The following is a 14,892-nucleotide window of genomic DNA, read 5'->3' on the forward strand; positions in this document are numbered from 1 at the left end:
TTATCAAAATATTGCATTTTGGCTAAGTTTTATGATTTTTAACGATTTTTTTGGTTTTTTCGTCTAGAAACAAAGAAATCACTTCTGATTAGATTAAATAAGAAAAGCAACGCTTACCTAAGAAAATAGATTTACGTTGCTTTTCAACTAACCAACCAACTAATAGACTGTTTGTATGAAGAATTGTTACAAATTGAGTCTATTATTTTTTAAAATTCTTCAGTTACAAGGTCTCCTTGATTTCTGAAAACTAAATTATCATCGAACGCATCAAGAAGTATAATACTATCGGTCGTTATTTTACCCGATAAAATTTCTTTGCTTAGAGCATTTAATACCTCTTTTTGAATGACTCTTTTAACAGGTCTTGCTCCATACTCTGGATTATATCCTTTTTTAGCTAAATAGCTTATTGCTTCTTCTGTAGCATCAAAGGTAATACCTTGTTGTGCGATAACCTTTGTAACAGACTTTAGTTGCAGCCTTACGATTTCAAGAATGTCCTTTTTACTTAGAGGTGAAAACATTACGATATCGTCTATTCTATTTAAAAATTCAGGTCTTACACTTTGTTTTAATAAACCAAGGACATCAATTTTCGCCGATTCAATTGCAGATTCTAAATCTTTAGTTGCCTCAAATCGCTCTTGAATTAAATGACTTCCAATGTTCGAGGTCATTATAATAATGGTGTTTTTAAAATCTGCTACACGTCCTTTGTTATCTGTTAAATGTCCTTCATCTAAAACTTGTAAAAGAATATTAAATGTATCTGGATGCGCTTTTTCTATTTCGTCCAAGAGTACCACAGAATATGGTTTCCGCCTAACTGCTTCTGTTAATTGACCACCTTCATCATATCCAACATAACCAGGAGGAGCTCCAACTAATCTACTCACAGCATGACGTTCTTGATATTCGCTCATATCTATTCGGGTCATGGCGTTTTCGTCATCAAACAAATATTCTGCTAAAGCTTTTGCTAATTCTGTTTTTCCAACACCAGTAGTGCCTAAAAACAAAAACGTTCCTATTGGTTTTTGTGGATTCTGTAGACCTGCTCGACTGCGTCTTACAGCGTCGCTTACGGCAACTATAGCTTCTTCTTGACCTACAACTCTCTTGTGAAGCTCGTTTTCTAATTTTAGCAATTTTTCACGTTCACTTTGAACCATTTTGGTTACTGGTATCCCTGTCCATTTTGCAACTACCTCTGCAATATCATCATAAGTGACTTCTTCTTTTATTAAAGAGTCTTCCGCTTGTTCTTGAAGTTGCTTTTGGAAGTTTTCAAGATGCTCTTGAGCTTCTTTTATCTTTCCATAACGCAACTCTGCAACTTTACCATAGTCACCTTCGCGTTCTGCTTTTTCCGCTTCTAACTTATAGTTTTCAATATCTTGCTTTGTGTTTTGGATATTATCAACTACTTCTTTTTCGCTTTTCCACTTTGCATTTATTTCATTGCGTTGTTCTTTTAAATTAGCCAAATCTGAACGAAGTGATTTTAGTTTTGCTTCATCCTTTTCACGCTTAATAGCTTCAATCTCAATTTCTAATTGCATAATCTTTCTATCCAAAACATCGAGCTCTTCTGGTTTAGAATTAATTTCCATTCTGAGCTTTGAAGCAGCCTCATCCATTAAGTCAATAGCTTTATCTGGTAAAAAACGATTTGTAATATACCTTGTAGAGAGCTCTACAGCTCCGATTATAGCATCATCTTTAATGCGTACTTTATGATGTGTTTCGTATTTTTCTTTAATACCTCTAAGAATTGAAATTGCACTTTCAGTATCAGGCTCATCAACCATGACTTTTTGAAAACGACGCTCTAAGGCTTTATCTTTCTCGAAATATTTTTGATATTCATCTAGTGTAGTAGCACCTATAGCACGAAGCTCGCCGCGAGCAAGAGCAGGTTTTAAGATGTTTGCTGCATCCATTGCACCTTGTCCGCCTCCGGCGCCAACTAAAGTGTGGATTTCATCTATAAACAACACGATGTCTCCATCGCTAGTTGTTACCTCTTTAATAACCGCTTTTAAACGTTCTTCAAACTCACCTTTATATTTGGCTCCAGCAATAAGAGCTCCCATATCTAGAGCAAAAATCTGTTTATCTTTTAAGTTTTCTGGAATATCGCCGTCTATAATTCTGTGGGCTAAACCTTCAGCAATGGCTGTTTTACCTGTTCCAGGTTCACCAACCAAAATGGGGTTGTTTTTGGTTCTGCGGGATAGAATTTGCAATATTCTGCGTATTTCCTCGTCGCGACCAATAACGGGATCTAACTTACCATCTCTTGCCAATTGGTTTAAGTTTTTAGCGTATTTACCAAGCGAATTATAAGTTTCTTCTTGGCTTTGTGAGGTTACATTTTCACCTTTACGTAATTCTTCAATGGAAGCCTTTAGACCTTTTTCAGTGACTCCCTGATCCTTTAACATTTGTGCTATTTTGCTGTTTGATTTAAAAACAGCTAATATTAAATGCTCAATTGACACAAAGTCATCTTTCATTTTTTTTGCAATAATTGATGCCTCATTTAGAGTTTTTCCGGCTTCACGTGAAAGCATAAGGTCGGCTCCAGAGACTTTCGAAAAACTTTCAAGTTGTTTATCTAAGGCCTGCTTTAGTATTGATACATTAACATTTAATTTTTTTAAGAGAAATGGCAGTACGTTTTCATCTACTTCAAAAACACCCTTAAAAAGATGCTCATTTTCAATTTGTTGATGGCTATAACCCTGCGCAATTTGCTGCGCTTGTTGGATAGCTTCTTGTGATTTTATTGTATAATTATTTGGGTTCATATGATGTAAATTTTTCTTTTCATTACCTAAAAGTCAATAACCTTACCAAGCACTGTAACAAGACAAAATGTCTTTAAAGCCATTGTAATTAGTGACGTTTTGTCCTGTTTTATGATATGAAAAAATTTGCTCATGGCTGTTTGGTTAATGTATGGGTTGAATTTTTTTTAAATCAATCTGTGAAGTCTATATTTGAAAGAATTCAAAAATTATCTAATATGCGTTTTTCTACTATTGTATTATTGTTTCTTTTTCAATTCTCTAATATTTTTTATGCTCAATCGGTTGAAGAGGTTGTTATAAGTGATGTTGATTCCAAATTCAATAAATTAGTTTGGTCCGACGAGTTTGATGATAGCGGTGAGGTTGATAAAACAAAATGGCATCATCAAACGAAGTTAATTTTTGGTTCTGGTTGGGCAAACAATGAAGAACAGCATTATACAAACAGAGTTGCAAATTCTTATGTTAATAATGGTACATTGAAAATAAAAGCAATTAAGGAGCACTATAAAGATCAAAGTCAAGAAAAACAATATACTTCGGCTAGACTAAACTCAAAATTTGCTTTTAAATACGGAAAAGTGGTCGTACGAGCTAAATTACCATCGGTTGCCGGTACATGGCCAGCAATTTGGCTATTAGGGAAGAACATTAGCGAAAATGGAGGTTATTGGCACGGCGAAGGATTTGGAAATACTATTTGGCCTTTATGTGGAGAAATTGATATTATGGAACCTAATAAGTTAAAAACCGAAACTTTGGCAACATGGCATTGGCACAATGGTGAGAAATATCAAATGAATTCTAAGAGCGTGCCTTTAACAAATATAGATGCTTCTGAAAATTATCATGATTACATTTTGGAATGGGATTCAAAATCAATGCGTATTTATATAGATGATACTTTGGTTAATGAGATGCCTACGGAAAAGCCATATCATGCTGAATTTTATATATTGCTCAATGTAGCTATGGGCGGTAATCTTGCCGCAGAAATTGACTCTGAATTTACTCATGATATTATGGAAATAGATTATGTTAGGGTTTACAAATAATACGTTTCATCTGTTTAACATTAACATGACTGACCTAATATATTATTGGGTTATTAAATTACTTTTGTAAGCTTCAGAATAAAATTCGACTTTTAGCACATGGGATTATTAAATAAAATTTTTGGAGACTCTGCTGAAATTAAGGAAGAATATGTTTTGCCATGGATTACCTTGAATAATTTAGGGCAATTAAATCATATCGAGGAAAAATCCAATAAAAAAACTCAGGTTATTTTTAAACATTCAACACGTTGTGGTATTAGTTCTATGGTTATGAGACAGTTTGTGGATGCTTATAATTTCAGAGAGAAAGATTTAGATTTATATTATTTAGATTTAATAAATTTTAGAGAAGTTTCTAATGAAGTTTATTATAAATTTCAAGTCATTCATGAATCGCCGCAACTTTTGGTTATTAAGAATGGCACAGCAGTGGCACATGCGTCACACGGAGAAGTGAATAATATTGATTTAAGTAGGTTCATATAAAACTGGAAAAAGTTGAAGATTTTATAACTGTCCATTCCTCTTTTAGAATACCATAGCAACAAGTACTTCGCTTAAACCCATCTAACATCAAAGTATCCTTTCTTAGAATTCCCTCAAGCTTAGCTCCAAGTTTTTCAACAGCTTTTCTTGAGCGCACATTGCGCTTGTCTACGCGAAATTCAACTTTATTAAAATTTAACGTTTCGAAAGCATATTGTAGCATTAAAAATTTCATTTGTGTATTCAATCCGGAACCTTGAAACTCATTACCTATCCAAGTCCAACCAATATGTAATACTTTGTTTTTCCAATTAATAAGCCCGAAACGTGTGCTTCCAGCATATGCCTTTTTACTTTTGTCATAAACTATAAAAGGTATGGTAGTTTTTTGGGTTATACCATCAATAGCCGTTTGAACATAAGCCAATAAATCTTCTTCAGTGTCAATTTTACTAGGAGAATATTGAACTAAGTTTTCTTCCTGTGCAATGTCTATCAAGTTTTTATAATTACTAAGACTTAGGGGAGATAGTTTTACAAAATGATTTTCAAGCGTTGGTATATTCATATAAAAATTAAAAGTAGCAACAAAGATAAATTAGTTATCGCAATTGTTTTAACCGTAATAGGCATTTTGTATTTTTACCCCATTCAGTAAAACATTTTTAATGCAATTATCGAAAAAAGAAATTTTACGGCGCGCTAATTCTATTACTAAGGATACCTTAATGGAGACTTTAGAAATTGAAATGATTGATTTTGGCGATGACTATGTAATAGGTAAAATGCCCGTTAATAAAAGAGTGCATCAGCCGGATGGCGTCCTACATGGTGGTGCTACTGTTGCTTTAGCCGAAACGACCGGGAGCTTTGCTGCTGAACTTTTGCTTGATACTAAGAATTATTTTGTTAGAGGTATAGAAATAAGTGCTAATCATATTAAAAGTATTCGAGAAGGCCATGTGTTCGCCAAAGCTAAGTTTATACACAAAGGTAGAACAACACAATTATTAGAGATAAAAATTACCGATGAAGATAATAACCTTATTTCACTCTGTAAATTAACAACCGTTTCATTACCTAGAAAGAAATAATGACTGATAATCAGTTTTTTGGTAATCTTCAAGATCATTTCGATAAAAGCCTTCCCTTTGTGGCTTATAGAAAACCTAATTTGAATGAGGTTAATGCGTTTTTACAATCTGATAATAGGGTATATAAGACTATAAATTTTCAAGAAAAAGGCTTTATTTTTTCTCCTTTTAATAATCTAGATGACACTATATTAATACCACTGGAAAAGTCTGAAAAGATTAATCTTTTGTTTAATTTTTCAAATATTGAAAAACTCTCTGACCTTGTAAAAAATGAAGATAGTCTGCAAAAACAACAGCATATAATTCTTATAAAACAGGGGATAGAAGCCATTAAACAAAAGGCTTTCAAAAAAGTTGTGCTTTCCAGAAAAGAAATAATAGATATTGAAAATAGAAACACCATAGATGTTTTTAAAAACCTTTTGAAAACTTATAAATCTGCTTTTGTGTATTGTTGGTATCATCCAAGAATAGGATTATGGCTTGGTGCAACTCCAGAAACATTAATTAAAATAGAAGGAAAACGTTTTTCTATTATGGCACTAGCAGGTACACAAGAATTTAAAGGATCTTTGGACGTAACGTGGCGACAAAAGGAAGTACATGAACAAAAAGTTGTAACCGATTTTATTGTAGAGAATTTAAAACCATTGGTTGAAAATTCAAATATTTCAGAAACTGTTACGGTTAAAGCAGGTAATTTACTTCATTTAAAAACAATAGTTACTGCTAAATTAAAACGAAATTCCACTTTAACAGATTTAATTTCAGCATTACATCCAACACCTGCTGTTTGCGGTTATCCAAAGAATAAAGCGAAACAATTTATTTTAGAGAACGAAAATTATAATCGTGAATTTTATACTGGTTTTTTGGGAGAGTTGAATCTAGAAAACAATAGGAGTCCTAGAGCCAGTAAAAGAAATATAGAGAATAGAGCTTATACAGTTATTAAGAAAAGCACGCAATTATATGTTAACTTAAGGTGTATGCAAATTAAAGATAAACAGGCTCTCATTTATATAGGAGGTGGTATTACCGAAACTTCAAACCCGGAGAAGGAATGGGAAGAAACAGTATCAAAGTCGTTAGTAATTAAAAGCGTCTTAAATTAAGGTGTTTTACATGTGTTTTGTTACTTTTACTTATTCATTATAATTAGATGATTTACCCTAAAATTCCATTAGCACAAACCGTTGTGCAACTTTGTAAGGCAAAAAACATTAAACATATTATTATCTCTCCAGGTAGTAGAAATGCACCCTTAACGATTGGATTTACAAATGATAGGTTTTTCACCTGCTATAGTATCGTAGATGAACGCTGTGCCGCCTTTTTTGCAATTGGTATTGCCCAACAATTGGGAGAGCCAACTGCCGTTGTTTGCACCTCGGGAAGCGCTTTACTTAATTATTACCCTGCGGTTGCTGAGGCATTTTATAGTAATATTCCTTTGCTTGTTTTATCCGCAGATAGACCAAAGCATCTTATTGGAATAGGAGATGGGCAAACCATCAATCAAAAACATGTTTTCGAAAAACATATTTTATATTCAGCCAATTTAAAATTAGATTTAAAAGACGAAAAAAACATTCCTCCAGCGCAAGAATTACCCATAATGAAGAACCTTGAGAATAAGTTAGAACGTTTTTTAGGTTTGCAAAAAGATATTCAGATTTACAACGAAGAAGAGCTTAACGTTGCAATTAATTATGCTATTCATAAAAAAGGTCCTGTTCATGTAAATGTTCCTTTCGATGAGCCGTTATATGAGACTGAAGCAGCTTTAAGTATTGCTCCTAAGTTAGTTGATATTCAAAGAAAGTTGATACAGTTAGATGATTATACAATAATGGAATGTTTAGATACTTGGGTGTCTGCCCAAAAGAAGATGATTCTAGTTGGCTCTAATGCGCCTAACGCTATTGAACAGAAGTGGCTTGACGAATTAGATAAAGATGACAGTGTTATTGTTTTAACCGAAACGACATCTAACATTAATCACCCCAATTTTTTCTCAAGTATTGATCAAATTATTGCACCGTTAACAGAGAAAGAACAAAAAGAGTTACAACCTGATTTATTATTGACTTTTGGTGGATTGATAGTTTCAAAAAAAATAAAAGCACTTTTACGAAAGTTCCAAGCAAAAGCGCATTGGCATATCGATGAAATAAGTGCTAACGATACGTTCTTTTGCTTATCGAATCATTTGGAGATAAGTCCAAATACCTTTTTTGAAATTTTTCTTCCTAGAATCACACATTACGCCAAAAGTAATTACAAGGAACATTGGACTTCGGTGAAGAAGCATCGATTGGAAAAGCACGCACAATATTTAAATGAGCTACCATTTAGTGATTTTAAAGTATTTAGTGCGTTGGTAAAATCGTTACCTGCAAATTCTATATTACAAGCGGGAAATAGCTCTACAATACGTTATTTGCAACTTTTTAAATTAAATAAAACAATTCAGGTTTTTTGTAATAGAGGAACAAGCGGTATCGATGGAAGTACTTCTACAGCTATTGGCTGTGCGGCCATAAATACAAAGCCCACTATATTTATTACTGGAGATTTGAGTTTCTTTTATGATAGTAATGCTTTATGGAATAGTCATATCCCTAGTAATTTTAAGATAATTGTAATAAACAATGGTGGTGGTGGAATTTTTCGAATTCTACCAGGTCATAAGAACACTGATAATTTTGATGAGTTTTTTGAGACCAAGCATGAATTAACCGCAGAACATTTATGCTCGATGTATGGTTTTGATTATCTAAAAGCTTTAAATGAAAATGAACTTAGTGATCATTTAAAATCATTTTATAAGAAATCAAAGCAACCTAGATTGTTAGAAATATTTACACCTCGCGTTTTTAATGACGAGGTGCTTCTAGATTATTTCAATTTTATAAAATGATGATGTGACCAAATGGTTTTTCTTGTGTCTAATAAATAGCTATCTTTAAAAAGATTGAAATATTAACCCTTAAAAAATTATCTAATCATGAGTAAAAGAGATGAACTTATTGTTAAATATGCTGCCGATTTAAAAGAAAAGTGCGGTGTAGATGCAGACATGGATTTATTAACTAAAGTAACTATTGGTTGCGGACCATCAATTTACAATGCAGATTCTTCAACAGTATCGGGCTCTGACGATTCAGAACTAGCAACGGTAAAAAATAATTTCTTAATTAAGAAATTGGGCTTAAGTGATGGTGCTAAACTAGATGAAGGTATATCAGCTGTAATGGAGCAATATGGACGTTCTAATAGAAACAAATACAGAGCAGTAGTTTACTATTTGCTTACTAAGCATTTTGGTAAGGAATCTGCTTATTAGTTTAGTTGGTTTGATTTGTTTTTAAAGCGTTGCATTTGCAACGCTTTTTCTTTACATAAAATTTAAACAGTACATCTTATAATATATTACCTTTGCGGCATGATAAAATTAGGTCAATATAATACCTTAGAAATTCTTCGAGAAGCAGAACAAGGCATCTATTTAATAGATGATGAAGATAATGAAGTATTATTACCAAATAGATATGTTCCAGATACTTTTAAAATATGGGACAAATTGGAGGTTTTTGTTTATTTAGATAATGAAGAACGTCCCGTTGCAACAACCGATAGACCATATATTGAATTAAACGATTTCGCTTTATTGCGTTGCAATCAAGTTACAGAATATGGTGCTTTTTTAGATTGGGGTTTGGTAAAAGAATTGTTTTGTCCATTTAAAGAACAGGCTTTTAAAATGAAACCAGGAGGTTGGTATTTAGTGTATTGTTATATGGATGAAAAAACCGATAGGTTAGTAGCATCGAGTAAAACAAATCGTTTTTTAGATAACAGAGAACTAACTGTTAATCAGTTTGATGAAGTTGATTTAATAGTGTCACATCCTTCGGATATTGGAATGAATGTAATTGTAAATAAGAAACATAAAGGTTTGATTTACAAAGACAATATTTTTACCGACTTAAGTATTGGTGATAAACTAAAAGGTGTTGTTAAAAAAATACGACAAGGTAATAAGTTGGATATTGCTTTAGGTCAGGTTGGCTATAGAAATATTGAGCCAAATGCTGATCGTATTATGGCAGAGTTGGCAGATAATAGCGGTTATTTAAATCTTACAGATAAGTCGAACCCTGAGACGATAAAAGATTTACTTCAAATGAGTAAAAAAAGTTTTAAGAAGTCTATTGGAACACTTTATAAAAATCGGCTTATTGAAATAAAACCAGATGGTATTTATTTAATTCAGTAATTCGGCAACTTTATTTTCTAACGCAGGACCCCTTAAGTTTTTCGCAACAATTTTACCGTCAACATCTAAAAGAAACGTCGCAGGAATCCCACGGACATTATACATTTTAGCAATTGGGTCTTGCCAATACTGCAAGTTAGAGATATGATGCCACGTCATTTTATCGTCATTAATGGCTTTTATCCATCTATCTTTATGTCCTTGTCTATCTAAAGAAACACTAATAATTTCCAGTCCTTTATCGTGATATTTATTGTATACCTTTACCACGTTTGGGTTTTCTCGTCTACAAGGTCCGCACCAAGACGCCCAAAAGTCGATAAGTGTAAGCTTTCCTTTTATATCATTTAGGGCGAGCGTTTTCCCCTTCGGTGTTTCAGCACTAAAATTTGGTGCAACACTACCTATCTGAGTTGCTTTTTCAGCTTCTCTTATCATTTTTTGTGTTTGTATAAAACTACTTATGTTTTGTCCTTGACGTGAAGCTTTTAAATTTTCTGCCAAACTAGAATATGTACTTTCTATGGGTTCTAATTCTGCACCTCTAACTTTAATAGCTTCGTTTAATAAGATAATTGCAACATCAGAACTTTTATTTTGCATAGCATGATTTACTGACAAATCATTTAATTTTTTTCGGGCTTGGTTAATTGCTTCGAAGATATTTTGTCTATCTACACTTTGGTTTATATTCGCTATTCTGTATTCATTATGCAATTTTTGCAATTTTTCATTTTGTCGTTTCTGTGCCAAATAATATGCTTGATATACCTCATTATTTTTACTTCCTAAAACTTTTGAAGTATTCAAACTGTCTTTTTCAATTGAAATTGAAATATCACCATTCTCAACAATCAATGGTAAAAATCCTTCTGTTCCATTAATGAATAGGTATTCTAAAGAAGGCTCTTTACGTTTGCCTTCAAAAATAAACTTTTCATCAATTACGATAGCGGTATCCTTGTTTACCATTTGTCCACGCTCATTTTTAACTTTTAAATAGGCACGCATACCATTATATATACCAGGTGCATTCGCTTCAATCACAAAATTATCTGTTCTTTTTGGGGTTTGACAAGCCAAAATGATTCCTAAAAAAAGAAAAATTATAAGTTGTTTCATTGCAGGAGTATTTTAGCTCAAATATAATTATTTTTGCTATATGATAAATCAGGATACCATAGTAGCTTTGGCTACACCTTCTGGAGCAGGAGCCATTGCCATTATTCGTTTGTCTGGCAAAAATGCAATTGATTTAGCAGAAAGTAGTTTTAAATCTATTTCGGGTAAAAAACTAAAGAATCAAACTACACATACTATACATCTGGGTCATATTATTGATGGTGTTAAGACTATAGACGAAGTGTTGCTATCTATATTTAAAAACCCAAATTCGTATACTGGTGAAGATGTCGTTGAAATATCTTGTCATGGCTCAAATTATATACAACAAGAAATTATTCAATTGTTTCTTCGGAAAGGATGCCGTATGGCAACAGCTGGTGAGTTTACGTTGCGCGCTTTTTTAAATGGTAAGTTAGATTTATCTCAGGCTGAAGCTGTAGCTGATTTAATAGCGAGTGACAATGAAGCGTCGCATCAAATAGCTATGCAACAAATGCGTGGCGGCTTTTCTTCTGAAATTGCCAAACTTCGTGAAGAACTTTTAAATTTTGCTTCGTTGATAGAATTGGAACTTGACTTTGCAGAGGAAGATGTGGAGTTTGCAGACAGAACGCAATTTAAAGAATTAATTGAGCGTATCACATTTGTTTTGAAACGATTAATAGATTCGTTCGCCGTTGGTAACGTGATTAAAAATGGAATTCCCGTGGCTATTGTAGGTGAGCCCAATGTAGGGAAATCAACTTTGCTTAATGTATTGCTAAATGAAGAACGTGCCATTGTTTCGGAAATTGCAGGAACCACAAGAGATACTATTGAAGATGAAATCTCTATTGGTGGTATTGGCTTTAGATTTATAGATACTGCTGGCATTCGTGAAACTAAAGATGTAGTAGAGAGTATTGGTATTAAAAAAACCTTTGAAAAAATTGAGCAATCACAAGTTGTTATCTATTTATTTGATAGCACAAAGTATAAAGCACAAAGTGATAAATTTAAAATAGAGCTAGAGAAAATAAAAAACAAATATCCACTAAAGCCATTAATCATTCTAGCCAATAAAATAGACCAGATTGATGACATTCAAATTACACAAATGCAATCAGAAATACCACAGATAAAATTATTATCGGCTAAAACAGGTTTTGGTGTAGTAGGATTAACCAATTCACTCTTAAATTTGATTAATACTGGCGCTTTACGCAATAACGAAACTATTGTTACCAATTCACGTCATTATGATGCTTTACTAAAAGCTTTTAAAGAAATACAAAAGGTAAAAGAAGGTTTAAACACTGACCTATCTGGGGACTTATTAGCAATAGATATCAGACAGGCTCTTTATCACTTTGGGGAAATTACAGGCGAAATCACAAACGACGATTTATTGGGTAACATATTTGCTAACTTCTGTATCGGTAAATAACAGAAATTTAGCAATTTCATAATACGAAGTCTCTAACAACCTATTAATTAACAATTATTGTAATAATATTTAATATCTTGTTATATTGAAGCCTCATTTAATAGATGTTAACACATATTGCTTTTATCGAATGATTTATAGTATATTAAAAAATAAATAATTAAAAGATGAATAAAGGTTACAGTATTTTCATAAGTCTTGTGGTTGCATTAGGAGGCTTTCTTTTGGGGTTTGATAGTGCAGTTATTTCTGGTGCTGTTGGAGGAATAACACATTACTTTAGTATGACAGATTGGGAATTGGGTTTTTCTGTTGGTTGTGTGATTTTTGGCGCTATGGCTGGAAATATTAGTGCTGGACCATTAAGTGATAGATTTGGCAGAAAAAAAATTCTTATAATTACCGCCATTTTATTTACAGCTTCGGCGAGTTGGTCTGCTTTGGCAACGGGTTATTTAGAGTTTGTTGTGGCTAGAATTATTGGAGGCGTTGGAATTGGAGGAGCCATATTAATTGCTCCTATTTATATTGCTGAAATAGCACCACCTAAATTAAGAGGAAGTTTAGTTTCTCTAAATCAACTCAATATTGTTCTAGGAATTTCAATAGCGTATTTTTCTAATTATTTTTTAAAAGATATTGAAGGAGATAGCTGGCGTTGGATGCTTGGTGTAGAGGCTATTCCTGCTTTTATTTATTTTTTAGCCTTATTTATTGTTCCCAGAAGCCCTAGATGGTTAATTCAAAAACTGAATCATGTTGAAGTTGCACGAGGAATTTTAACAAAAATAGGAGGTGAAGATTATGCATTAGCAACCATATCAGAAATACAGAGAGGTATAGCAAAGAAAGAGCCTAAAGGAACTTTTTATCAGCTCTTTCAAAACAGAATGCGCACTATCATGATTATCGCATTTGGTATTGCTTTTTTTCAGCAAATAACAGGCATTAATGCCATATTTTACTACGCACCTACAATTTTTGAACAGGCAGGAGGCAGTACCGACTCATCATTTCTTCAGGCGATTGTTGTTGGTTTAACAAATTTAGTTTTCACACTTGTTGCTATTTGGCTTATTGATAAATTAGGCAGGAAGCCGCTTCTTATAATAGGTACTGCAACTATGGCGATAGCTTTATCAATGGCAACTTTAGCATTTAATAATGCCACATACAATTTTAGTAAGGTATCTATAGACCAAATTGAGAATAGTGAAATAAGGAAAGCGCTAAATGAATATCAAGGGAAATCTTTTAGTTCTCAAAAGGAATTATTTAGTAATCTTGGACCCGTTTTGAACGAAAGTCAGTTACATGAATTTAAACGTAATCACGTTAAAAAATTCATATCAATTAACGCAAACTTAGTGCTTATAGCAATTTTACTTTACGTAGCGGCGTTTGCCATTTCATTAGGACCAGTTATGTGGACATTACTTTCAGAAATATTCCCTTCAAATATAAAGGGTATAGCTATTTCGGTTGTTGGATTCTTTAACTCATTAGTAAGTTATACGGTTACTCAATTTTTTCCATGGGAGTTAACAAACCTTGGTCCAACATTAACTTTTGCAATATATGCGATAATGGCAATTTTATCTTTGGTCTTTGTAATAAGATACGTTGTTGAAACAAAAGGAAAAAGTTTGGAGGAAGTTGAGGCATTATTAGTTAGAGGTTAGTAAATCTGTTAGTTTGCAATTAATTAAATAAGCTCGCCTACATTATGTTTAAGACACCTGTGACTTTTTATTCATTAATGCCTCCTTTACATTTGAGCATTAATTATTAAACCAAAACTTAATTTACTTAAACCGCTTCAGTTTGTGAAGCGGTTTTTTGTAATAAATTGTGATATGATCAGGATAAAAGGGGTTTGTCATCTTCTATATTTATATTGAGATCATGTATTTATTCTTTCATTAAAAATAAAAAAATCGATAAAACGCTTGTTTTTAACGATTAATTACATATTTTTGCTAAATAAACCCTTAAATCTATCAGTAATGAAAACAAAATTAATCTTGCTTAGCTTCTGCTTTGTATTACTTGGTGTTTCTAGTTTTGCACAAAAGAAAAAGGAACCTCAAAGCATTATTTCAGGAGACGTAGCTATTAAAAAATACCATAGTAAAGAAGATCTAGACCGCATGCAAAAAGGAGAATTATTAGGTCTTTATGTAGAGCGTATTGAAAGTCTTGTTGGGTTATTGCCATATATCGCTTTCGCAACTAAGCCTGGTATAACCATGTCTACTTTAGGAATTCCTAATGACAGTGAAAATAGAAAAGCATTAGAAGGCCAATTTGAGGCTACTGACAATTTCCTTGAATCTAACCAAGAGTTCCAGAAACGTATTTTACCTTATTCCGATACAGATAATTTGGTTTCTGCTATTCTCTATTATGAAGAAACTCTTAAGGCTCTGCACGAATACAGTGAATTTCATTAAGAATTATCCAGTATTTATCTAGGCATATTTAAATCATTTTGACATTTAATCGAGTTTATTTCGTTAAAATTTTATGATAAATATGCATTTTGTCGATAAAATTGGTATTTCATGGAATATTACAGTATAATTGTAAACAACTTAAA

The 14,892-nt window shown here is 32.7% G+C and carries 13 protein-coding genes; 10 read left to right on the top strand and 3 right to left on the bottom strand.

Annotation, left to right across the window (positions count from 1 at the left end):
- Positions 1–209: 209 nt before the first annotated feature.
- Complete coding sequence (clpB, locus tag FEF17_RS11285; protein ID WP_139002499.1) at positions 210–2,816, bottom strand: ATP-dependent chaperone ClpB; 2,607 nt, start codon at positions 2,814–2,816, stop codon at positions 210–212.
- A 116-nt stretch (positions 2,817–2,932) separates the two neighbouring features.
- Between clpB and FEF17_RS11290 the strand changes: the two genes are divergently transcribed.
- Positions 2,933–3,874: a glycoside hydrolase family 16 protein gene (locus FEF17_RS11290; RefSeq protein WP_139002500.1), complete on the top strand. Its 942-nt coding sequence runs from the start codon at positions 2,933–2,935 to the stop codon at positions 3,872–3,874.
- Positions 3,875–3,973: 99 nt separating this feature from the next.
- Positions 3,974–4,363 carry a bacillithiol system redox-active protein YtxJ gene (gene ytxJ / locus FEF17_RS11295; protein ID WP_139002501.1) on the top strand — a complete coding sequence of 130 codons (390 nt, stop codon included), beginning with the start codon at positions 3,974–3,976 and terminating at the stop codon, positions 4,361–4,363.
- On the opposite strand, the gene FEF17_RS11300 is transcribed toward ytxJ, so the two are convergent.
- The gene (locus tag FEF17_RS11300; protein WP_139002502.1) at positions 4,356–4,931 is read right to left on the bottom strand and encodes a GNAT family N-acetyltransferase; all 576 of its coding nucleotides are present in this window, start codon (positions 4,929–4,931) and stop codon (positions 4,356–4,358) included. The two genes, ytxJ and FEF17_RS11300, sit on opposite strands and share 8 nt — an antisense overlap.
- 100 nt (positions 4,932–5,031) lie before the next feature.
- On the opposite strand from FEF17_RS11300, the gene FEF17_RS11305 reads away from it, so the two are divergent.
- The 5 genes from FEF17_RS11305 (at position 5,032) to FEF17_RS11325 (ending at position 9,742) form a co-directional block, all read left to right on the top strand.
- The gene (locus FEF17_RS11305) at positions 5,032–5,457 is read left to right on the top strand and encodes a PaaI family thioesterase (RefSeq protein WP_139002503.1); all 426 of its coding nucleotides are present in this window, start codon (positions 5,032–5,034) and stop codon (positions 5,455–5,457) included.
- Positions 5,457–6,575 carry a chorismate-binding protein gene (locus tag FEF17_RS11310; protein ID WP_139002504.1) on the top strand — a complete coding sequence of 373 codons (1,119 nt, stop codon included), beginning with the start codon at positions 5,457–5,459 and terminating at the stop codon, positions 6,573–6,575. Before FEF17_RS11305 ends, FEF17_RS11310 begins: the two co-directional genes overlap by 1 nt.
- A gap of 47 nt (positions 6,576–6,622) precedes the next feature.
- The gene (gene menD / locus FEF17_RS11315) at positions 6,623–8,383 is read left to right on the top strand and encodes a 2-succinyl-5-enolpyruvyl-6-hydroxy-3-cyclohexene-1-carboxylate synthase (RefSeq protein ID WP_139002505.1); all 1,761 of its coding nucleotides are present in this window, start codon (positions 6,623–6,625) and stop codon (positions 8,381–8,383) included.
- An 87-nt stretch (positions 8,384–8,470) separates the two neighbouring features.
- Complete coding sequence (locus FEF17_RS11320; protein WP_139002506.1) at positions 8,471–8,809, top strand: DUF2853 family protein; 339 nt, start codon at positions 8,471–8,473, stop codon at positions 8,807–8,809.
- 99 nt (positions 8,810–8,908) lie between these two features.
- The gene (locus FEF17_RS11325) at positions 8,909–9,742 is read left to right on the top strand and encodes a CvfB family protein (protein ID WP_139002507.1); all 834 of its coding nucleotides are present in this window, start codon (positions 8,909–8,911) and stop codon (positions 9,740–9,742) included.
- On the opposite strand, the gene FEF17_RS11330 is transcribed toward FEF17_RS11325, so the two are convergent.
- Positions 9,731–10,864: a TlpA disulfide reductase family protein gene (locus tag FEF17_RS11330; RefSeq protein ID WP_139002508.1), complete on the bottom strand. Its 1,134-nt coding sequence runs from the start codon at positions 10,862–10,864 to the stop codon at positions 9,731–9,733. The two genes, FEF17_RS11325 and FEF17_RS11330, sit on opposite strands and share 12 nt — an antisense overlap.
- Before the next feature lie 40 nt (positions 10,865–10,904).
- Here FEF17_RS11330 and mnmE point away from each other — a divergent pair, with 40 nt between their 5' ends.
- The 3 genes from mnmE to FEF17_RS11345 all read left to right on the top strand — a co-directional run bounded on the left by mnmE (position 10,905) and on the right by FEF17_RS11345 (position 14,746).
- Complete coding sequence (mnmE, locus tag FEF17_RS11335; protein ID WP_139002509.1) at positions 10,905–12,293, top strand: tRNA uridine-5-carboxymethylaminomethyl(34) synthesis GTPase MnmE; 1,389 nt, start codon at positions 10,905–10,907, stop codon at positions 12,291–12,293.
- A gap of 167 nt (positions 12,294–12,460) precedes the next feature.
- Entirely contained in the window at positions 12,461–13,975 is a 1,515-nt protein-coding gene (locus tag FEF17_RS11340; protein ID WP_139002510.1) for a sugar porter family MFS transporter, read from the top strand.
- Between the two features lie 324 nt (positions 13,976–14,299).
- On the top strand, positions 14,300–14,746 hold the full coding sequence (locus FEF17_RS11345; RefSeq protein WP_139002511.1) for a hypothetical protein: 447 nt from the start codon (positions 14,300–14,302) through the stop codon (positions 14,744–14,746).
- The last annotated feature ends 146 nt before the right edge of the window (positions 14,747–14,892 follow it).

The organism is Hyunsoonleella aestuarii, assembly GCF_006148925.1.
Taxonomy (GTDB): domain Bacteria; phylum Bacteroidota; class Bacteroidia; order Flavobacteriales; family Flavobacteriaceae; genus Algibacter_D; species Algibacter_D aestuarii.